At 63.5% G+C, this 21,086-nt stretch carries 20 protein-coding genes; 5 read left to right on the top strand and 15 right to left on the bottom strand.

Translation table 11 applies throughout. The features are described 5' to 3' along the window. Positions 1-15: 15 nt before the first annotated feature. Positions 16-684 carry a TIGR02117 family protein gene (locus RB623_RS10110; RefSeq protein ID WP_308056666.1) on the top strand — a complete coding sequence of 223 codons (669 nt, stop codon included), beginning with the start codon at positions 16-18 and terminating at the stop codon, positions 682-684. 93 nt (positions 685-777) lie between these two features. On the opposite strand, the gene RB623_RS10115 is transcribed toward RB623_RS10110, so the two are convergent. The 5 genes from RB623_RS10115 to RB623_RS10135 form a co-directional block, all read right to left on the bottom strand. Further along, positions 778-1,356, bottom strand: coding sequence for an NADPH-dependent FMN reductase (locus tag RB623_RS10115; protein ID WP_308056667.1), 579 nt, complete (start codon positions 1,354-1,356; stop codon positions 778-780). Positions 1,357-1,508: 152 nt separating this feature from the next. Beyond that, positions 1,509-2,735: an FAD-dependent monooxygenase gene (locus tag RB623_RS10120; RefSeq protein ID WP_308056668.1), complete on the bottom strand. Its 1,227-nt coding sequence runs from the start codon at positions 2,733-2,735 to the stop codon at positions 1,509-1,511. A gap of 22 nt (positions 2,736-2,757) precedes the next feature. Continuing rightward, positions 2,758-3,006 carry a zinc-finger domain-containing protein gene (locus tag RB623_RS10125; RefSeq protein ID WP_308056669.1) on the bottom strand — a complete coding sequence of 83 codons (249 nt, stop codon included), beginning with the start codon at positions 3,004-3,006 and terminating at the stop codon, positions 2,758-2,760. A 119-nt stretch (positions 3,007-3,125) separates the two neighbouring features. Then, the gene (locus RB623_RS10130; RefSeq protein WP_308056670.1) at positions 3,126-5,957 is read right to left on the bottom strand and encodes a calcium-binding protein; all 2,832 of its coding nucleotides are present in this window, start codon (positions 5,955-5,957) and stop codon (positions 3,126-3,128) included. A gap of 297 nt (positions 5,958-6,254) precedes the next feature. Continuing rightward, positions 6,255-6,806, bottom strand: coding sequence for a hypothetical protein (locus RB623_RS10135; protein ID WP_308056671.1), 552 nt, complete (start codon positions 6,804-6,806; stop codon positions 6,255-6,257). A 285-nt stretch (positions 6,807-7,091) separates the two neighbouring features. Between RB623_RS10135 and RB623_RS10140 the strand changes: the two genes are divergently transcribed. Together RB623_RS10140 and ppx are read left to right on the top strand one after the other, a co-directional pair. Further along, positions 7,092-9,296, top strand: a complete 2,205-nt coding sequence (locus tag RB623_RS10140; RefSeq protein WP_308056672.1) for an RNA degradosome polyphosphate kinase — start codon at positions 7,092-7,094, stop codon at positions 9,294-9,296. An 8-nt stretch (positions 9,297-9,304) separates the two neighbouring features. After that, positions 9,305-10,819, top strand: coding sequence for an exopolyphosphatase (gene ppx, locus RB623_RS10145; RefSeq protein WP_308056673.1), 1,515 nt, complete (start codon positions 9,305-9,307; stop codon positions 10,817-10,819). 19 nt (positions 10,820-10,838) lie between these two features. Here ppx and RB623_RS10150 read toward each other — a convergent pair whose 3' ends face one another. Further along, on the bottom strand, positions 10,839-11,249 hold the full coding sequence (locus RB623_RS10150) for a DoxX family protein (RefSeq protein ID WP_308056674.1): 411 nt from the start codon (positions 11,247-11,249) through the stop codon (positions 10,839-10,841). Positions 11,250-11,381: 132 nt separating this feature from the next. Here RB623_RS10150 and RB623_RS10155 point away from each other — a divergent pair, with 132 nt between their 5' ends. After that, positions 11,382-13,076 (top strand): AMP-binding protein, encoded by a 1,695-nt coding sequence (locus tag RB623_RS10155; protein ID WP_308056675.1) that lies wholly within the window; start codon positions 11,382-11,384, stop codon positions 13,074-13,076. 36 nt (positions 13,077-13,112) lie between these two features. Here RB623_RS10155 and RB623_RS10160 read toward each other — a convergent pair whose 3' ends face one another. The 7 genes from RB623_RS10160 to RB623_RS10190 all read right to left on the bottom strand — a co-directional run bounded on the left by RB623_RS10160 (position 13,113) and on the right by RB623_RS10190 (position 18,423). Then, positions 13,113-13,553: a cytochrome c gene (locus tag RB623_RS10160; protein ID WP_308056676.1), complete on the bottom strand. Its 441-nt coding sequence runs from the start codon at positions 13,551-13,553 to the stop codon at positions 13,113-13,115. Between the two features lie 4 nt (positions 13,554-13,557). After that, positions 13,558-14,001 (bottom strand): cytochrome c, encoded by a 444-nt coding sequence (locus RB623_RS10165; RefSeq protein ID WP_308056677.1) that lies wholly within the window; start codon positions 13,999-14,001, stop codon positions 13,558-13,560. Beyond that, the gene (locus tag RB623_RS10170; protein WP_308056678.1) at positions 13,994-14,533 is read right to left on the bottom strand and encodes a methylamine dehydrogenase light chain; all 540 of its coding nucleotides are present in this window, start codon (positions 14,531-14,533) and stop codon (positions 13,994-13,996) included. Before RB623_RS10170 ends, RB623_RS10165 begins: the two co-directional genes overlap by 8 nt. A 13-nt stretch (positions 14,534-14,546) precedes the next feature. Continuing rightward, entirely contained in the window at positions 14,547-15,152 is a 606-nt protein-coding gene (gene mauD, locus RB623_RS10175) for a methylamine dehydrogenase accessory protein MauD (protein WP_308056679.1), read from the bottom strand. Beyond that, the gene (locus RB623_RS10180) at positions 15,152-15,718 is read right to left on the bottom strand and encodes a MauE/DoxX family redox-associated membrane protein (RefSeq protein ID WP_308056680.1); all 567 of its coding nucleotides are present in this window, start codon (positions 15,716-15,718) and stop codon (positions 15,152-15,154) included. The genes mauD and RB623_RS10180 overlap by 1 nt, the downstream gene beginning before the upstream one ends. A gap of 274 nt (positions 15,719-15,992) precedes the next feature. After that, positions 15,993-17,150 carry an amine dehydrogenase large subunit gene (locus RB623_RS10185; RefSeq protein ID WP_308056681.1) on the bottom strand — a complete coding sequence of 386 codons (1,158 nt, stop codon included), beginning with the start codon at positions 17,148-17,150 and terminating at the stop codon, positions 15,993-15,995. A gap of 259 nt (positions 17,151-17,409) precedes the next feature. After that, positions 17,410-18,423, bottom strand: coding sequence for an AraC family transcriptional regulator ligand-binding domain-containing protein (locus RB623_RS10190; protein ID WP_308056682.1), 1,014 nt, complete (start codon positions 18,421-18,423; stop codon positions 17,410-17,412). A gap of 145 nt (positions 18,424-18,568) precedes the next feature. On the opposite strand from RB623_RS10190, the gene RB623_RS10195 reads away from it, so the two are divergent. Beyond that, complete coding sequence (locus RB623_RS10195; RefSeq protein WP_308056683.1) at positions 18,569-19,519, top strand: cytochrome c3 family protein; 951 nt, start codon at positions 18,569-18,571, stop codon at positions 19,517-19,519. A 146-nt stretch (positions 19,520-19,665) separates the two neighbouring features. Here RB623_RS10195 and RB623_RS10200 read toward each other — a convergent pair whose 3' ends face one another. Then, the gene (locus tag RB623_RS10200; RefSeq protein ID WP_308056685.1) at positions 19,666-19,977 is read right to left on the bottom strand and encodes a hypothetical protein; all 312 of its coding nucleotides are present in this window, start codon (positions 19,975-19,977) and stop codon (positions 19,666-19,668) included. Positions 19,978-20,049: 72 nt separating this feature from the next. Beyond that, positions 20,050-21,072 (bottom strand): nicotinate-nucleotide--dimethylbenzimidazole phosphoribosyltransferase, encoded by a 1,023-nt coding sequence (cobT, locus tag RB623_RS10205; protein WP_308056686.1) that lies wholly within the window; start codon positions 21,070-21,072, stop codon positions 20,050-20,052. Positions 21,073-21,086: the final 14 nt, after the last annotated feature.

Genomic DNA, 21,086 nt, shown 5'->3' on the forward strand with positions numbered 1-21,086 from the left:
GGAATCGAGAGCGCAATGAAGTTGCTATTCCGCGCCTTGGGAATGATCGTCGGCCTGTTCGTGCTCGCTGTGGCGCTGGGTGCGCTGGTGCCGAGGCCGCTGATCGCTCCGGCCGTCGGGGACGAGCCAGAATTGCGGAAGATCCTCGTACTTTCCAATCCGATCCACACCGACATCGCCGTACCGGCCGACGATGATGTCCGGCGGATGTTCGGCTTCCTGCGGGAGGACGGCATGCCGCTCGACATGCCGGAGGCAGAATATCTGGTGTTCGGCCGCGGCAGCCGCGAATTCTACATCGCCACGCCGACATGGGACCAGTTGAAGCCGATGCCGCTGCTGAAGGGACTGACGCTCGACCGCGCCGCCATGCACATCAATGTCGCCGGACCGATCCCCGAAACCCATCCGGATGTCACGGCCCTCACGGTTTCCGATCGTGAATACAATGCGTTGCTGGCGTTCATTCGCGACAGTTTTCAGGACGACGAAGAGGGACCGCTGATCATTCCCGGCGCCGCCTACGGCCCATTCGACAGGTTTTACGAGGCCGATGGGCATTTTACAGCGCTGCTCGGGTGCAACACCTGGACGGCGCGGGCCTTGCGGGAGGCCGGGATCACCACCGGCCTGTGGAATCCGCTGCCGCTGACGCTGCGCTGGTCGCTTGAGCTATACAATTGAACGTGATTGCGGCTGACGGCGGAAGGCGTCGCGCCCGGCGACGTGGCAATGCGCTGGCCTCGCTCTCTCCCGAACCGAATCGCAGTGTCGCCGTTACGAAGCGCGCTGGCGCGGAATGGCAGTGTAGACCCGCGAGATGAAGCCGTGGAACTCCGAAATGTAGTTGCGCAGGAATTCCCGCGTGGCCTCGTTGCTCACCTCGCCGTCGTCCGAGATGAGGTTGGGCGTGAACTGGATATAGGCCTCGATCGCATTCATCTGCGGCGAATTGCAGAAGCTCAGAACGCCGCGCAGGCTCTGCTGGGCGAGGGCGGTGCCGATCGAGCCGGGCGAAGTCCCGATGACGGCCGACGGTTTTCGGGTGAAGGAATTCGTACCATAGGGGCGGCTCGCCCAGTCGATGGCGTTCTTCAGCCCTCCCGGTATGGAGCGGTTGTATTCCGGGGTGACGAACAGCACGGCATCGACGGCCGCGAGCGCGTCCTTGAAGGCGCGCGCGGCCGGCGGGAAGTCGGCGTCGTAATCGTAGCTGTAGAGTGGCAGGTCGGCGAAGCCGATCTCGCTCATCTCCAGCTCTTTCGGCGCGAGCCTGACCAGCGCTTTGGCCAGCTTCCTGTTGATGGAATTCTTCGCAAGGCTGCCGATCATGTAGCCGACTTTGAAGCTTTGCATGGCGGTCCTCCATGTGGACGGCGGTAATCGATCGCTTCCACTCGAAGCTACTCTTCGGAGACGCTGGTGGCAATTCGCCGACGGGTCGAAACGGCGGGATCGGGTTAACTCAGCGAGTTGTTGAGGATATCGCCGTGCGAAATCGACCGGCTCTACGGCGCGGGCGGCTTCCATCCATAAAGCCAGTCGAAATCGGCCATTAACCGGTCGGCCGGACGCATGCGAAGGACGAGATCGCGCGCAGCCGCGACCGGCCCGGCCGCGTGCCAGACGAAGTGGTTGAATGCGCCGCGCCCGGCGACGCGACGGATGCGGGGTTGGCGGGCCGCTTCCCAGTCGGCAAGCGCCTCGGCGAGCCTGTCCGGCCGCGCCGCGACGAAGGCGGCAAGCGTGTCGGCATCCTCGATCGCCATGGCCGCCCCCTGCGCCGCGAATGGCGTCATCGCATGCGCCGCGTCGCCGATCAGCGCCAGGCCATGGGGGTTGATCCAGGGATGGTTGGCGCCGGCGGTATGGATCGGCCAGGCCGTCCACGCCGCGCCGCCGTCGGCGACCGCGGCGAGGGGGCCTGCGGTGTGCTTCAACGCGCGGCGCAACGGCTCCGGGTCGGTGCTGGCGGACCAGTCCTCGGGCAGGGTCTTGCCGGGCGTGAAGGCCACCAGATTGACCTCGGCGCCGGCCCGCACCGGATAGGCGACGAGGTGGAAGCCCGGATGCAGGAAGGCGTTGACCGAGTGGCCTAACGAGAGGCCTGCGGCCAGGGGGTGTTCAGCCGCCAGTGTACGGCGCCAGGCAACATGGCCGGCAAAGTGGCTGTCGCCACCCCTCCGGTACAATGCGCGGCGCAGCCCGGACCACACGCCGTCAGCGCCGACGACCAGCCGGCCCGGCACGGTCCGCGCGCCGCTTCCGGGCATGGCGTTTCCGGTTTGAACGGAAACCGCGACGCCATCCGCGCCGGCCGTCATGCCGAGCACCGTCGCGCCGGTCTCGACGCGGATCGTCTCCTGGCGCGAGACCACCTCCAGCAGCGCCTTCTGCAGGTCGGCGCGGTGGACGACCAGATAGGACGCGCCCCAGCGGGCCTCGGCCTGCTGGCCAAGCGGCACGCGGGCCAGCTCCCGCAGATCCCTGGCGCGGCGCAGCACGATGGCGGGCGGGTGGACGGCGACGGTTTCGAGGTCGCCGAGCACGCCAAGCCGGTCGAGGATGCGGGTGGCGTTGGGGGAAAGCTGCAGCCCGGCGCCGATCTCGCGCAGTTCGGGGGATCGCTCGAAAAGCTGGACGTCGAATCCGCGCGCACAAAAGGCGAGCGCGGCGGTCAGGCCGGCGATGCCGGCGCCGGCAATGAGGATGTCGGACGGGCGGTCGACGGGCATTCAGGCCCTTGCGGGGCCTTGGTCAGGCCGCCGAGCGGTGGTGGTAAAAGCAGCCGTCGGGGCGCGTCTCGGTCGCCTTCAGCGCAGGATTGTAGCGGAAAAGCGTCGAGCAGTAGGGGCAGACCTTTTCGTCGTCGGCGCCCATGTCGAGGAAGACATGCGGATGGTCGAAGGGCGGGTTGGCGCCCACGCACATGAATTCCTTCACGCCGATCTCGATCGAGGCATGACCGGCATCGTTCTGAAAATGGGGAATTGCGCCGCCGGCCATCTTTGTCGTCTCCTGATCGTTTGCTGCCTCTTAGCAGGGGGACGGGGTTTCGCCAACAGCGTGGGCAGGGAAGTGAAACGGGTGGAGACGTAGCGTGTCTCCACCCGTTTTATCCCGATCTAGGCGACCGAGAAATCCGCGTTGGTCAACGCGAGTCCCAGGGTGATGGTGGCAAAGACCACGCCTGCCGTCGCCCCGGTGCCATCGGCGTCGTAAAACACCTCGCCTGTGTCGGTCCGGTAGATGATGCGGTCGCTGGCGTCGTGCGCTAGTCCGGTTGTATTGGACCAGAAGGCGCTTGATGCAAGTGTTCCCGTCGACAGCGCGGTGAAAACCGCGTCCGACAACAGGAAACGGTCGTCGGCGACGTTGAAGTCGACGATGTGGTCAACATTATTCACACCAGGCGCGGTGGCGAAGACGAAAGTGTCCGCGCCGGCCAAGCCGCGCAACGTGTCATTGCCGCCCTTGCCCTCCAACCGGTTGTCGCCGTAGTTGCCGAGAATCTCCTGGGCGATCTCGTTGCCAGTAAGTCTTATGGCCGTCGTGCCGGTTGAACCGTTGGTGGTCATGAGTTCGATATGGACGCCAGCGCCGAGCGTATAGTCGACTGCGGCAGTCACCCGGTCGGCGGCACCTTGCGTCGCCCCTTCGATGATGATGTCGGCGGAATTGAAGACGCGGTAGGTGTCATCTCCTCCGAGGCCGCTCATTGTATCGGCCGCTCCGGTGCCTCCATCATGCAGGATATTTGCACCTGCATTGCCGGTAATTTCTTGCGCGAGCGCGTTACCGGTCAAATCGATCGACGCCGTTCCCGCCACCGAGGTGGTCCGCATCTCCTCGATGTAAACCCCGCTGCCCAGTACATAGTCGACCGCAACGCTTACTTTGTCGAGGGTTCCCTGCAATGAGCCTTCGACGATGACCGTGTCGGAACTGTAAACGGAATAGAGATCGTCCCCTCCAAGGCCTTTCAACACATCGCCGGCGCCGCCGCCGTCCCTCAGAACATTCGTGCCGGCGTTGCCGTAGATTTCCTGCGCGAAAGTGTTGCCGTAGAGATCGATCGCTACCGTCGCTGTCGAGCTGTTGGTGGTCAGCAGTTCGACCTCGGCACCGGCCGTGAGCGTATAGCTGACGCTCGCAGTGACCCGATCCGCCGTGCCTTCTCCGGCCGCCTCGATGATGGTGGCGACGGTAGTGGCATGGACGCGATAGAGGTCGTCGCCAACACCGCCCTTCAGAACGTCCGCGCCGCCACCGCCAATGAGCGTGTCATTGCCGCCGCCGCCTTCAAGCTGGTTATCGCCACTCGATCCGGTAATCGCATCGTTGCCGTCGCCACCCACAACATTTTCGATGTTGACGATCGTATCCGCGTCAATATCCAGACCGCTCGCCGTGCCGCTCGCAAGATCGACGGAAATGGAGTTTGTCGCCGACAGGAAGAGAATCGTGTCGACATCCGCGCCACCGTCATAGGCGTCGAAACCCTTGCCGGAGGCCGCGATAATCCTGTCGTCCCCGCCGCCCATCGCGACGGTGTCGTTTCCTTCACCAGGATGGGTTTCTTCATCCGCATTGGTCCCAACAATGGTATCGTCGAGAGGTGTGGCCGGAAGCCGCTTCAAATCAGGCGGCACGTTGGGGTCGAGCCGTGGCGTGATGTCGATGTATTCACCATGGTTGTTGATGGCTTTGACAACTGCGGTTGTGTTCGGATTTGGGTCGGGATAACCATAGCCTTCATCGTCGATTTCAACTGTGTTACTCTCAATGTCGCTGAGGATTATCCCAAGGTCGCCCGCTTCGAAATCGGAAATAATTAGTGTACGGGGGGCCTGCATTCCCTGTATCTCGATAGAGACAATTAAGTCTTTACTTGAAATTTCGTAAAAATCTTCAACTTCGTATGATAATAACAGATGATTATCATCGATTGAATCAAAAAATTTAAAAGTTATTTCGAAATAGGCTTCAAAGTGATAACTATATGGTGGATAAGGCGGAGAAGGCGCGTTTTCACTACGACTGGATTGCGAATATTGATCAAAATAGCGATCGATAGGTTCAAATACCGGGCCATCCTGTCCAACATTGTGGATCAGGCGGCGTGTCTGGTTTGTATACACCCAATAGTCATCTGCTGTTCTTTCGAAATCTTGGAGCAATCCCCCAAGAATAGGAATAAGAAAGTTTTCCGCATCATTGATGCCTTGACCAAAGACATAGTCGGGGTCACTGAAGGATACAGTTGTGTCAATGAGAGACGCTTGGAAACCAACGCGATCGCCGACGTCGGCATCCATAATAATGTCGATGCCTTGGCCGACGGCGAAAATATCGTTGTCGCCGTCACTCATCGATGTGTTGATGGCATCTCCTCTATGTGGATTTTCATCGCGGTTGCCGTCAAAAATTACGTTAACTCCGGCTCCACCGATAATTACATCTTTGCCGGTGCCGCCAACTAAATAATCGTCCCCCTCACCGCCCTCGATCCTGTCATTGCCTGCGCCGCCATAGACAAAATCGTTGCCGGCTCCAGCTTTAAGCGTCTCGTTTCCGTCGTATCCTAATATCAAATCGTCTGTCGGGCGGTTTCCTATCTTAGATCCTACTCGGTCGATGGTGAGATCAGACGCTACGAGAACTGTACTCTGTAGAACACAATCAATTGGTCCGTCGAACGTATATTGTGTATAAAGACGCTCGGGTATCGTCTCATTTGAGCGGATCATATTGTCGTAGTGGGCGCGGCCATTCTCGCCAAAAGGGGCGGAGGCCATGATTTCACTGGTGAACCGAACCGTATCTCCAATGGGATCAAAATTGGGGTCCGCCAAGAAGCTAATATAAGTCTCGCGAGGCATGCCTGGATAAGTTGGATCATCATAATCGAGCGAGGCGTGGACAAGTTCATGTGTAAGCAAATGCGCCATGCTCATGGCTTGGACATTTCCTGAAAAATCTATATATTTTAAAGAGCTCCAATCAGCAGGGTTAAGGAAAATAGTATTGGTGGCACTATTCCAGCCGCTATCACCAGAAGTATGTTCTATCGTAATATTCTTGATAGACCCTTTGGATACGTCAAATAAGTCGTTCGCTGCAGTGATACTTTGTAGGGTCTGTATTATTCAATGAATTTGAGAATTGTATGAAGATAGAGATGAATTTACCGTGATATTCAGTCGACCATATATCGTCATTTTCCCTCCAAAAAGCACTCATTCGCGTTTACTCTAAAATACACCATGCAGGTTGAATTTTTGCAATATTTGCTCGTCTTCCGAATCAAAGATGGCGGGCGAGCATTCCGGCACACCGCCTTTCAATGCCAGATCCAACCGGTATGATGCCGCGTACCCAATATCAGTTTCCTCATCTTTGACGGCGGGTACGGCGTGAATACATGCTTGAAATCGAAGCATTTGACGCCACCTGATGGCCCATTGTGGCCCGGAGCGATCTTCGACAACGAATAGGCCGTCGCATGTCGTTTCCAGACATGCGATGAGGCGATCAAATCGGTTGGCGATATAGGAGGCAATGAACGTTTTGGCATCCTCTCGCCTGCTGACTGCAATTCCCTCGACTATTCGAGCGATATCCAAACGTAGTGATATGCAGTCCGCAATCTGCTCCGGTTTCAACGTTTCGCAGGGCCGAAGTTTGTCTCCGAATCCAGCGTTCGCGAATAGTCTGGCTGTGTCCGGATGCGGCTCAGCGCCACCAGCCAACGCAGTCGTTGCGCAGATAAGCAACAAGCTAACGCAAAGGTAGACCAACTGCATCGGCCAACTTCCGGCCGGTGCCAACCCAGGAACTCGCATGGAATTTAGGCTCTCCCGCGACAGTGCTATCCCTCCACACTCGCCGTAGTTGCAACGACTGTCAAACCGTAAACTGCAGAGAGGGCGCATCACCAGGCATCTTTTTCGTGCATCGAGAATCGCCTAAGTGACAGTCTATCGACGCCCTATGGAATGGAGGGAGTCCCTGAAATCAAACTGTCACAATCCCCTGTCAGGAGGTAGATTGCCGCGTCAGGCGCTGGCGACACCGGGGATTTTGCAGCCATGAACGAACTGAGACCCTTGAAGGCGGAGTTCGCGGCGGCGGAGGCCGTTTCGGCCGAGGCTGTCGAGGGCAATCCGGACCGGTTCGTCAACCGCGAGTTCTCGTGGCTACAGTTCAACCGCCGGGTGCTGGAGGAATCGCAGAACGTCCGCCATCCGCTGCTCGAACGGGTGCGTTTCCTGTCGATCTCGGCCGCCAATCTCGACGAATTCTTCATGGTGCGCGTCGCCGGGCTCGCCGGCCAGGTGCGCGAGGGGATTGCGCTGCGCAGCCCCGACGGCCGCACGCCGGAACAGCAGCTCGAACAGTTGCTGCACGAGGTCGGCCGGCTGCAGGAGGACCAGCAGGAGAGTTTCGCCGCGCTGAAGACGTTGCTGCAGGCCGAAGGCATCGAGACGGTCACCGCGGATGCCCTCAGCGCCGACGAGCGGGTGTGGCTCGACGACCATTTCGAGCAGCAGATCTTCCCGGTGATGACGCCGCTGTCGATCGACCCGGCGCATCCGTTCCCGTTCATCCCCAATCTCGGCTTCTCGATCGCGCTGCGCCTGCGCCACCGCAAGGAAGGCGAGGAGATGAACGCGCTGCTCAGGCTGCCAACCGCGCTGAAGCGCTATATCCGCCTGCCCGACCAGAAGAAGCATGTGCGCTTCATTCCACTGGAGGAGGCGGTCGGCATCTATATTGGCCGTCTTTTTCCGGGTTACGAGCTCAAGGGCGCCGGCACGTTCCGCTTGATACGCGACAGCGACATCGAGGTGGAGGAAGAGTCGGAGGATCTCGTCCGCTTCTTCGAAACGGCTCTGAAGCGGCGCCGGCGCGGCTCGGTGATCCGCATCGAGTTCGACGGTCGGATGCCGGCGGAACTGCGCGACTTCGTCGCCAGTGAACTCGGCGTGTCATCGAGCCGCATCAGCGTCATCGACGGGCCGCTGGCGCTCAGCCAGATTTCCGAGATCGTGGCGGTCGCCCGCGACGATCTGAAATTCGTGCCCTTCAACCCGCGTTTCCCGGAACGGGTGCGCGACCATCGCGGCGACTGTTTCGCGGCGATCCGCGAGAAGGACATCGTCGTCCACCACCCCTACGAATCCTTCGACGTGGTGGTGCAGTTCTTGCGCCAGGCGGCGGCCGACCCGGACGTCGTGGCGATCAAGCAGACGCTCTACCGCACCTCCAACGACAGCCCGATCGTGCGCGCGCTGGTCGACGCGGCCGAGGCCGGCAAGTCGGTAACGGCGCTGGTCGAGCTGAAGGCGCGCTTCGACGAGGAGGCCAACATACGCTGGGCGCGCGACCTGGAGCGGGCGGGCGTGCAGGTGGTGTTCGGCTTCATCGAGTTGAAGACGCACGCAAAAATGTCGCTGGTGGTGCGCCGCGAGGACGGCAAGCTGCGTAATTACGTACATCTCGGCACCGGCAATTATCACCCGATCACCGCGCGCATCTATACGGACCTGTCGTTCTTCACGACCGACCCGCGCATCGCCCGCGACGTCTCGCAGATATTCAACTACATCACCGGCTACGCCGAGCCGGCGGAGGAGATGGCGATCGCCATGTCGCCGCTGACGCTGCGCAGCCGCATTCTGAAACACATCGCCGACGAGATCGTGCACGCCCGCGAGGGCCGGCCGGCGCGCATCTGGATGAAGATGAACTCGCTGGTCGACCCGACGGTGATCGACGCGCTCTACGAAGCCAGCCGCAACGGCGTCGAGATCGACCTGGTCATCCGCGGCATTTGCTGTCTCAGGCCGCAGGTGCCTGGCCTTTCCGACAACATCCGCGTCAAATCGATCGTCGGGCGGTTCCTGGAGCACAGCCGCATCTTCTGTTTCGGCAACGGTCACGGCCTGCCTGACGACGAGGCCATCGTCTATTTCGGCTCGGCCGACATGATGCCGCGCAACCTCGACCGCCGCGTCGAGACGCTGGTGCCGATCACCAATGCGACGGTGCATGAACAGGTGCTGGGCCAGATCATGCTCGGCAACATCATGGACAACCAGCAAAGCTTTGAGGTACTGGCTGACGGTACCTCGCGGCGGATCGTGCCGGACGAGGGCGAAGAACCGTTCAACGCCCAGGAATATTTCATGACCAATCCCAGCCTGTCCGGGCGCGGCGTTGCGCTGAAGAGCAACGCTCCCAAGCAGATCGCGCAGTTCAAGCGCCGCAAGAAGACCGCCGCCGCGACCTAGGAGCCCGGATGCTGGCAAACTCCCAGGGTCGGCTGCAAGACCGCAGCCCGATCTCGATCATCGATATCGGTTCGAACTCGATTCGCCTCGTCGTCTACGAGGGGATCGCCCGGTCTCCCACCGTCCTGTTCAACGAAAAGATGCTGGCGGGGCTCGGCCGCGGCATCGTCTCGACTGGAAAGCTCGACCCGGAGGGCGTCACCCGCGCCGTGGAAGAGTTCGGGCGGTTCCGCGCACTCTCCGACCAGGCGGGAGCCAAAGAGCTTTATGTGATCGCCACGGCGGCGGCGCGCGAGGCGGTGAACGGGCCGGACTTCATCCAGCGGGCTGAACAGATCCTGCGTACCGACATCCGAGTGCTGTCGGGGCGCGAGGAGGCTTATTATTCGGCGCTGGGCGTGATCTCCGGCTTTCATCCGGCCGACGGCATCGCCGGCGACCTCGGCGGCGGCAGCCTGGAGCTGGTCGACGTCAGGGGCGAGGCGATCGGCGACGGCATCACGCTGCCGCTGGGCGGCCTGCGCCTGCAGGACATGGCCAAGAATTCGCTGACGGCGGCCGCCAAGATCGCGCGCGACGAACTGGCGCGGGCAAAGCTGCTCAAGGGCGGGGAGGGGCGCGTGTTCTACGCGGTCGGCGGCACCTGGCGAAACCTTGCCCGCCTGCACATGAACGCCACCAACTATCCGTTGGCGGTGATGCATCACTACGAGCTCGGCATCGACAGCGCGCTGCCCTTCCTGCGCCAGGTGGCGCGCGGCGAGACCGACAAGGTCAAGGGCATCGACGGCATCTCCAAGAGCCGCCGGGCGCTGCTGCCCTACGGCGCGGCGGTGCTGCTCGAGATCATCGCGGCGATGAAGCCGTCGAAGGTGGTGGTGTCGGCGCTCGGCGTGCGCGAGGGTTTTCTGTACTCGCTCCTGTCGCCGCGCGAACAGCAGGCCGACCCGCTGATCTCGGCGTCCGAGGAACTGGCGCTGCTGCGCGCCCGCTCGGTGGCGCATGCGCGCGAACTGGCGGACTGGACGGGTTACTCCTTCAGCGTGTTCGGCATCGACGAGACCGACGAGGAAATGCGCTACCGCCGCGCCGCCTGCCTTTTGGCCGACATCGGCTGGCGCGCGCATCCGGAGTACCGCGGCACACAGTCGCTCAACATCATCGCCCATGCCTCCTTCATCGGTGTCGACCATCCGGGACGCGCCTTCCTGGCGCTGACCAATTTTTTCCGCCACGAGGGCGTGTTCAACGATACGGGCGCGGCCTTCATCGCGACGCTGGCGACCCCGCGCTATCTGGAACGCGCCCGCCTGCTCGGCGCCATGATGCGCGTGGTCTATCTGCTGTCGGCGTCGATGCCCGGCGTCATCCCGAAGCTGAAATGGGAGCGGCGGCCGAACGACGCGCTGGCGCTGGTTGTGCCGAAGGAATTCGCCGCCTTGGCCGGCGAGCGGCCGGCGGGGCGGCTGGCGCAGCTTGCGCGGGTCTCCGGCCGCAAGCTGGAGATGGCGATCGCGGAGTAGCGCCGAACCAACCCTCCCTTCAAGGGGGAGGGTTGACGGCACCATCGATCGAAAAGCGGCCCGGCCCGGCGATCGCCAGCGCGACGAACCCGCCCGCCAATCCGATGTCCTTCAGCAGCGCCTGCATGTGCATGAAAGCGATAACCGGATCGTCGCCGCCCTGGCCGACATGGCCGGTCACGCCGGCGGCGAGGCAGAACAGCGCGAGCAGGACGGCGGCGATGCGGGTCTGGAAACCGGCGACGATGCAAAGGCCGGCAAGCAGCTCGAACAGGCCGCTCCCCCACGCCACCGCCGTCGGCATGGGAAAGCCGAGGCCGGCGAAATAACCTGCCGTGCCTGAGACGTCGGAAAGTTTCATGATGCCGTTGGGGATAAACACCACGGCGAGCAGGAAGCGGGCGATGATGGCGGCGGCGTCGACGGGCATGGCGGAACTCCGGCAGCGTCCCGGCAGTGTGCTGCAGAATCCGGCGGACCGCCACCGTCGATCCGCCAACGCAGAAACAATGTGACACCACCCCGCAAATAGATCAGCATCGGAAGGGAACGGGAGGAAATGATGACCGGTGTCCCAACGAGCTATGCATCGGGTGTCGCCGAGGTGCCGCTGCTTGGCCATACGATCGGTGAAGCGCTTGAACGCGCCGCCAATAGATGGGGCGCCAGACCGGCGCTGATTGCGCGCGCACAGGATGTCCGCTGGACCTGGCGGGACCTGCGCGATCGCGCCGACGCCTTCGCGGCCGGCCTTACCGCGCTGGGCCTTCGCCGGGGCGACCGCATCGGCATCTGGTCGCTGAACCGCGCCGAATGGGCGCTGACGCAGTTCGCCGCGGCGCGCGCCGGACTGATCCTGGTGACGATCAACCCAGCCTATCGGCTGTCCGAGCTGGAGTTCGCGCTCAACAAGGTCGGCTGCGTCGCGCTGGTGACGGCGACGGCGTTCAAGAGCAGCGACTACATTGGCATGATCACCGCGTTGGCCCCCGAGCTCTCCGGCGCGACGCCGGGACGGCTCTCAGCCGCGCGGTTGCCGCACTTGCGCATCGTCATCCAGATTGGCGGACCGCAGGCGCCGGGGACGATTGCGTTCCAGGACGTTGCCCAGCGCGGCGGCGCAGCGGAGCGTGAGGCGTTGCGGGCGCTCGCGGGCGAACTGCAGTTCGACGACGCGATCAACATCCAGTTCACCAGCGGCACCACGGGCTCGCCGAAGGGGGTGACGCTCACCCACCATAACATCCTCAACAACGGCTATTTCGTCGGCCGCGCGATCGGCCTGTCCGAGAAGGACCGCATCTGCATTCCTGTGCCGCTCTATCACTGCTTCGGCATGGTGATGGGCAATCTCGCGGCCGTCACCCATGGCGCCGCTATGGTCTATCCCGGAGAAGGTTTCGACCCGCTCGCGACGCTGGAAACCATCGAAGCCGAGAAATGCACGGCGCTTTACGGCGTGCCGACCATGTTCATCGCCGAACTCGACCATCCGCAATTCGAGCGCTTCGACCTCGGTTCGCTGCGCACCGGCATCATGGCGGGCGCACCCTGTCCGATCGAGGTCATGAAACGCGTCGTCGGACGCATGAACATGCGCGAGGTCACCATAGCCTATGGCATGACTGAGACCAGTCCGGTGAGTTTTCAGAGCGCTGTCGACGATCCTCTCGAACGTCGCGTTTCGACGGTCGGCCGCATTCAGCCGCATCTCGAGGTGAAGATCGTGGATGCCAGCGGCCGCATCGTTCCGCGGGGGGAACCTGGCGAACTTTGCACGCGCGGCTATTCGGTGATGCTCGGCTATTGGGATGACGAGGCGAAGACCGACGAAGTTGTCGATGCTCGCGGCTGGATGTCCACCGGCGATCTCGCGACCATCGATGCCGAAGGTTATTGCAATATTGTCGGGCGCATCAAGGACATGATTATCAGGGGCGGGGAGAATGTCTACCCGCGAGAGATCGAAGAATACCTGTTCCGGCATCCGAAGATCCAGGATGTACAGGTCTTCGGTGTCGCCGACCTCAAGTACGGCGAGGAACCATGCGCCTGGGTTCGGCTGCACAAAGGCGAGACGATGACCGAGGAGGAGCTGCGCGCGTTCTGCCATGGTCAGATTGCGCACTATAAGGTGCCGCGTTATGTCGAATTCGTCGAGGAGTTCCCGATGACCGTCACCGGCAAGGTGCAGAAGTTCATCATGCGCCAGCAGGTGGAAGAGCGGCTTGGGCTCAAGCGCGCCGAAACCGCCTAGATGGAGTCTTTCAGACCAGACTGAACCCGACACGCTCTAATAGCGCGGCAATTCCAGTCCTTGCAGCCGCAGACGATCGGTGACCTTGCGGCGGGCGGCGAAGAAGTCCGCCGGCTTGCTTGCGCGGGATGCCGCGATCTCTTCGACTGTATAGGGTCTGAACGGTTCGATGAGAGAGTTTTTGGCAAGCGCGGGAACCAGCCAGTTCATCAGGGTTGTGACATCGGCGTCGCTCAGCCCGGAATTCATGATGCCGGGCGCCTGGGGGAGAAAGATGCGGGCCTCCGGCGACGTCATGTAGTATCCCACGGCGCCGGCCAGCGGCGGGATGCGGCCAAGGCTGGACGCCGTGCCTTGCATGCCATGACAGCCCGAGCAATGCAGCATATAGAGCATCCGGCCGTCTTCGGCGACCGCCGGCCCGGTCCGGCAGAGACCTGCGAGCAGCCCGAAGGTTATCACGGCCGCCAGCCGCATCGGTCTACGGCACCAGCCTGGCGCGCATGGCGAGCAGCGTCTTGTGATCGGTCTTGGTCGCGCGCAACGTGGCGACATCGGCGGCGGTGAGCGGCTTGAAATCGGCAGGCGCGGCGTTCAATGCCGCGAGCACGTAGTTGGCCAGCGTCGCGATATCCTCGTCGCTGCGCTGCTTTTGCGGCGGCATGACGCTCCGGTAGGTTCGGCCGGCCGCCGTCAGTTTGCCGGAAAGGCCGTTCAGCACCACGGCCGGCACATAGTCGCGGCTGTCGGGTTTGCCCGCTTTCGCCCATTCGGCCATCGCCAGCGGCGGCGCCAGGCCCGGAACCCCGACCCCCGCCTTGCCGTGGCAGGCGCCGCAATGCTTTGCGAACAGCACCGCGTCGTCTGCCGCCCCCGACGTCGCCGCCAGCGCCGCAAACGCGGCGGCCAGCGCGAGTCTAGCCATTGCTGCTGCCCAGGCCGACGACCGCGGCCACGGTGCAGTGATAGGTGCCGGGCGTGTTGGCCATGCACCAGTTGATGTCGTTGTGGACGGCCATGCGGTAGCCGGGACGTTCGCGCAAATTGAAGTTGCAGAGGCATTTGCCGCAGGATGCGACGCCGCAGCAATCATTGTAGCTGATCAGATATTCCTTGCTGTCGGCCGGATTCTGGCAGGTGCCGACCCACGTCACCGAGGACACTTGCGCGTTGGACGGGCACAAATTGACGGTGCCACCACAGCAAGTGCACAGGAAACCATCAAGCGCGCAATAGCGCCAGTATTCGCATTCCTGGTCGGTCTTCTCCTCAGCCGCGCGGGCGGTGCCGCCGCCGGCGCGATCGAAGGGCAGCATCGGCATGATCGCGCCGCCTACCGCTGCCTTGCCGACAAACGACAGGAAACTACGCCGACCGAGCCGATGCGCCATCTGGCGCGACCCCTTCTCGGCGGCCCGGTCGATGGCGCCGAAAAGTTTGTCGATCAATCCCGACATCTCGCTATCTCCCCTAATTCAAGGCGCGTTCGCCCGTTCGCGCTTCGATCCAGCCCTGGATCGAGGCGTGGCCGAGATCCTGCGCGTTGAGAAGGCTTTCCAGTTGTTCGCGTGAATTCACCAATCCTTTGCCGCGCAGGACGCCTTCGCGGTCCAGCAGCACCGCGAAGGGCAGCCGGTTGATGCGATATGCCATGCCCAGGTCGCGCGACAGCACATAAGGGAACTCGCCCAGGCCGGCGGCGCGGCGGAACGCGCCATGCTCCAGCGCATCGCCGTCGCTGGCGATGACGATCGACAGATTTTCGGCTTCCGCCTGCTTGAGTGATTTCAACACCGGCAGCAGCTTCTTGCACACCGGACAGGTGGTCGACAGGAAGAAGACCAGCGTGTTCTTGGGCGAGGGGGGGCCGAGGACAAGCGGCTTGCCCTCCAGCGTCAGGAGATCGAAACGCGGCGAGTGTTCGCCGATCTTCGGGCCGGCGTCCGTCATCAGCGCGCCCATCGGCGCGACGCGTTCGAACAGGATGCCGACCTGGCGGGCCAGGGCAAACACCACCACCAGCAAGACAATGACGATTGCCCACAGCACGATCACGGCGACGACCAGCGGTTCCATCAATGATGCCCCTCGTGATGATGCTGCTCGAACGCGCGGTTCGACGCGCGCAGCCACGACCAGTTGTCGATCAGTTTCTCGACGCCCGCGAACAACAGCAGGAAGGACAGGATGCCGGCTGCCGCGCTTGCCCAAGCCGCCGCCGTCATCGGCACCGGCAAGGGCGCAGCCATCGCCACGAGGCACAGCGTCGCCAGCGCGGCATTGCGCAACACCAGGAACCAGGACAGGCCTTGCCCCGCGCCGCCGCAGCCACAGTCGATATGGTCATTGCCGCGCGCCAGATTGAGCGCGATGACGCTGGCATACAGCACCAGCAGAACGAGGCCGATTGCGGCCGCATACGGACGTGTCGTCGGCACGATCAGCCCCAGCACGACGGCGCATTCCAGGACGATCAGGCCGAACGCCGCCGGCTGCACGGCGGCCCGCGGCAGCACGCGATAGCCGTTCATGGTGTGCGCAAACATCGCGGGATCCACCGCTTTGTGCAGCGCCGCGCGGGCAAACACGCAAACCAGAGCGCCCGCCGCCACGACAATCAGGATCGGATGCAGAGCGACCATGGCGGCTAGGCCCTGTGGACAGTTAGGGATTGGGCGTGGCGCGAGCCGGATTTCGTGTTCGGCGAGGCGAAAAGACCGCCGTGGTGCCGACCACCACAAGGGCTTTTCAACGAAGCCGGGCGCGAAATCCGCCGCGCCCCGAAGGGGTATGGCCAAAATCGCCCGGTTCGGCGTCGCGAGCTCTCGACGGAGGTCAACTCCGCCTTCGGGCTCGCTCCTGGAACCGGACGATTTTTGCTCATACCACGCTCCAATCCATAACTGTCCGCAGGGCCTAGCGCACCTCGATCTGATCCGGGGTCGCGCCTCCCGGCGCGGTCGCTGACGGCTCCAGCACGAAATCCTTGCCCGCGGCCGGCACATCGTAGCGCACGACCTCCGCCTTTAGGCCGTCCGTGGCGAACAGCGCCGGGCTGTCGCCTTGGCTGACCGTCAGTGCGATGCCCGGCACGGATTTCGAACGGCCGACGACCTTCTTTTCCTTCAGGTCGACCGCCCAGATCTCCTCGGCGGGATTTTTGTGGCTGCCCTCGGTGCCGTTGGAATGCATCAGCATGTAGGCGACGCCGTTCTTGTCGTGCACGGCGAGCGGCTGGTAGCCGCCGGGGCGCCAGTCGCCGTCGACGCCTTTCGACACTTCGATCTTGTCGATCAGCGTGGCGGTCTCGCCATCCACGTTGATGATGTAGATGTTGCCGGCATAGGAGGGCAGCACCCAGTGCTCGCCCCAGCGATAGCCGCTGGTGAAGATCGCATCCTTGTCTGGATCGAATATCGCTTCGGAGGCCTTCATTTCGCCTGTGCCGTCGGCCTTCACGTCGATGGTGCCGAGCGTGCCGTCGCCGCACAGGGTGGCGATGCGGGTCGCCGTCTTGCTCGCCGGGAAGATGCCGTAGCAACCCGGATTGGGGATGTCGCCGATCTGCTTCTTGGCGGCCATGTCCACGACGGTGACGGATGTGGCCGGCGTCGCGTTCTGTACGTAGAGATATTTGAAATCGGCCGAGGGCTGCAGCAGCGCGCGATAATTCAGCGCCTGCGCACGGTTGTTGGAGATCGGAATCTCCTCCTTGAACGTCAGGTCCTCGCCCGAATAGATCTCGACGAAGTCGAACCTTTCGCCGCGCGTGGTGCGCGTCTGGTGCGACGTCGCGACATAGATGTCCTTGGTGCCGTTCGGTACGTTTATCATGCCGAGAAACGACGTGCCGATGATGCCGAGCGGCTTGAGCGTCTTGGCGTCGAGCACATAGGTACGGCCATCCACCACGTGGTTGAGGGCGAGATCGACCGAGAACAGCATCTCCGTGTCCGGCGGAATCTTGACGTTGCCGAACTCCTCAGGCTGGAGTTCGCCTTGCGCCTGCTGGGCATGCGCCGGCGCGATCGCCGCGCTTGCCAGCAGGACGGCAGCGATGAGACCCAAACGCATCGTGGTCCTCCCCATTTGTCGTCCTCCGCGCCACTGCCGGCCGGGCCAAGCCATGACGACGGGCGCCAGGCCTGGTCGGCCTGTTGCCCGCGGCGTCGTAGCGGGACGCCATCGCGACGATGGGTCGCCCCGACACCGCCCAACTTCCACTGTCCCGGGGGCAGTGATTGGCCACGGCAATAACTGTACACCCGCCGAAACGACCGCGCTTGACAGAACACGCCATAGTGAAGGGCGTCGAAACTGGCTGCGCCGGTTCTCAAGCGCCCCGCGCGCTGGCGCGATAGTCACCCGGCGTTTCGCCGGCATGCACCTTGAAGCTGCGTGAGAAGGCGCTCGCCTCGCTGTAGCCTAGCTGCAACGCGATGGCGGTCAGCGGAATGGCGGTCGAGGCCAGCATGCATTTGGCGATCTGCACCCGTACCGTGTTGCGGATATCGACGAAATTGAAGCCGCTTTCGGCCAATCGCCGCTGAAAGGTGCGCAGCGAAACGCCGAAATCCGCCGCCGCGTGATCGATGTCGGTGTCGAGCCCGCGCGCCAGGGCGGCGCTCATCCAAGCCTGGATGGCGGTCGACAGGTCGAGTTCCCGCCGCATCGCCGACTGCGCATCCTGCAATTCCTGCTCGGCGCGCGCATTGGCGACGGGATCGGCCCCATCCACCCGGTGTTCGAGATAGGCGACGGGAAAGTAGATGGCGTTGCGCGCGCGACGCGGCTGCACGGAACAGCGGAAATGCGCACGGTAGGTATCCAGGTCGTCCGAGCAATCATGCTCGAAATCGATATGGTCGATGCTCCGTCCGGCCCCCAGAATGGTCGTGACCATCCTGTGCACCACCGCCATCGTGAAGTCGGCGTCCTGATTGCGCGAACGCACCGTGGGATCGGAGATCGAATAGCACAGTCGCGCGAGATCGCCCGACACGTCGAGCCGGGTCTCCGTCTTGCTTTGCAAGCTGGAGAAGTAGCCCGTGAACTTGGCCAGCGCCCAGCCGAGCGTCGGCGCAGTGAAAGCGACGGTGGCGATCGAACCGAGGCTTCGCAGTTCGTAGGCCCGCCCGAGCTTCAGGCCGAATGTCGTGTCGCCGCGCTCGCGGGCCGCCGCCTCGAGGATGCCGGTGAAGATGGCCAGTGGCGTGTCGTGGCCGGCGAGAGACGCGCGCGTCAATCCCAGCCGGGCCAGGATGCTGTCCGGCTCCTGCCCCTTGCTCGCGATCGCATCCAGCAGCAAGGTCGTTGCCTGTGGGGCAATGGTTCCGCTCGCATGCATCCTGCGCCTCTCCAGGTTCAGCTCGGATGGGTTGCCTTCAAATTTTCGTGTTCCAATCGCCCCACGTCAACTGGCTTGAAGTCGACATTGTAGCGGCGGCGGTGCGGCAAGGGGGGCGGTGCGGCAAGGCTGGCGGTGACAGACGGTGAACACGCGACCGAACCTCGTTCAACTTCTGGCCCGGCAGGCAGGCCGTGCCGGCCTGTTGCTGTTGGCCGCAGGCGTCGTCGTCATCCTCCTGCGGCCGACTGATGCAGCCTGGTGGGCGGCGCGGGTCCTGGGCCTGGCGGCGCTGCTGACCATGGCCGCGGCGCTGGCGCTGCGTCCGACGCCCGATCGTCCGCGCCGGCACAACCTGCTTGGCTGGGCGGCGCTTGCGGCCTTGCTCGGTCATATCGGCGTGGTCGCCGGGCTGCAGCCGGTGTTCTGGCGCTGGCTGACCTGGGCGGTCCCGGTCGAGATCGTCACCGGCTTCCTGGCCGTGGCCGCCTTTGCCGCCGCGTTAGCGGCACAGCGCCCCGGCCGGCTGCGGGACCGGCTCGGGCCGATCCTCGGCCATCGCGTCCACCGCTTTGCCGGCTATGTTCTGGCGGCGGCCGCCGCCGCGCATATCGCCCTGGTTGCCGGCATCAGCGTCGTCGCGGTCGTCGTCATCCTCGCCGGTCTGGCCTTCCTTGTGGTCGAAGGGATCTTTCGCGAGCGGCATGGCGTGGCGCTCGCGGCGACCCTGGCGCTGTTGACGACAGCCGTCGCAGCGCTCTCAATCGCTCCGCTGGCGGGGCCGCGACTGGAAGCCCTGAGGCGTTCCCCCGTCGACCACGCGAACTTCCTGCATTCCGATCATCCGGGGCTTGCCTGCGCCGGCTGCCATCACAACTTCACCGACCAGACAGGCAACGAGAACTGCCTGACGTGCCACAAGCGCATCTCGACCATCGAAGCGATGCGCATCGACCGCATGTTCCACGCTTTCTGCGGCGAATGCCACCGAGCCGACAAGCACGCCGGCAAGGAGTTCGGGCCCATCGACGATTGCAACGGCTGCCACGCAAAGCAAGCTGAAGGCGAGAAGGATGCGAGACGCGCCGCGCAGTAAGGCGCAGGAACGATAGAACGACCGAATTCTCTGAAAAACCTTGCCGAACCGACGGGCCCTAACGGAGAACGCCAACACCACCACTGCCGTGCACCCGTCCGCCGTGGCGGCCGGCAGAAATGGCTATGCGATCCCGGTCGGCAGGACTATCGCCGCGACAGCAACCCGGCGAGCAGGCCGAGGACCGCCAGGCCGATCACCGCGGTGGTCAGGGGGTGGTCGGTGGCGGCGCGCTTGACCACGCGCGACTGCTTCTGGATCACCGGCAGGGCGTCGCCGACGCGGGCGGCGATCTCGTCGTAGAAATCCGACGCCATGTCGCGCGAGCCGTCATAGGCGGACGCGCCGCGTTTTCCCAGCGCCTTGCGCAGCGACTTCACCTCCTTTTGCAGCCGCGCCACCTGGTCTTCCAGTTCTTCGGTCACGTCGTCGCGGAATCTTGAGAAGGTGGAAGCCATCGGAATGTCCTTGCGCAAAGTGGGGAAACCGTTCGCCAAACGCCAAAACCGCGGGATGGTTCCCCGACAGCGCTACGCAGGCCCTTCATCCTTGCCCGAGACGCCGGCGTCGGCAAAGCTCGCCATGCCGGTGTGGCAGGCCAGGGCCGAGCGCAGGACGTTGACCGCCAGGCAGGCGCCGGAGGCCTCGCCCAGCCGCATGCCGAGATCGAACAGCGGCTTCAGATTCATCGCCGCCAGCAGGCCGCGATGCCCGGCCTCGGCGGAGACATGCGCGGCGAGCGCATGGTCCAGCCCATGTGCGTGCAGCCGCATCATCGGCGCCACCGCGGCCGTGCAGACAAACCCGTCGAGCAGCACCGGCACGCCCTTGTGCCGCGCGGCAAGCGTCGCACCGAGGATCGCCGCCAGTTCGCGCCCGCCGACCGCCGCCGCCGCCTTCAGCGGATCATGCAGCACCTCGCCATGCAGCTTCAGCGCCACTTCGATGGCCGCCGTCTTTCGTGCCAGCCCCGCATCGTCGACGCCGGTGCCGCGCCCGACCCATTGCTCGACGCCGCCGAACAAGGCGGACGCGATCGCCGCCGCGGCTGTGGTGTTGCCGATGCCCATCTCGCCCAGGCACAAAAGATCGGTGCCGTCCTCGACCGTCTCGTAGCCGCGCGCCACCGCCGCCAGGAAGTCCTGCTCGTCCATGGCGGGCGCGAGCGTGAAGTCGGCGGTCGGCCGCTCGATCCGCAGCGGCACCACGTCGAGTTCCGCCCCGGCGGCTTTCGCCAACTGGTTGATGGCGGCGCCGCCGGCGGCGAAATTGGCCACCATCTGCGCCGTCACCTCCGGCGGAAAGGCGGATACGCCCTGCGCGGTCACGCCATGCGAGCCGGCGAAGACCACCACCTTCACCTTGTCGAGTTTCGGCACCTCGCGGCCCTGCCAGCGTGCGAGCCAGGCGACCAGAGTCTCCAGCCGCCCCAGGCTGCCCTGCGGTTTGGTCAATGTGTCCTGGCGGCGCGCGACCGCCTCGGCGGCGGCGGCATCGCCGGCCGGAAGATCCTGGCAGGCGACGCGCAGGGCGTCGATGGATACGAAGTTCATGCAAGGGCTCCGTT

The sequence above is a fragment of the Mesorhizobium sp. LHD-90 genome, assembly GCF_030929505.1.
GTDB lineage: Bacteria > Pseudomonadota > Alphaproteobacteria > Rhizobiales > Rhizobiaceae > Kumtagia.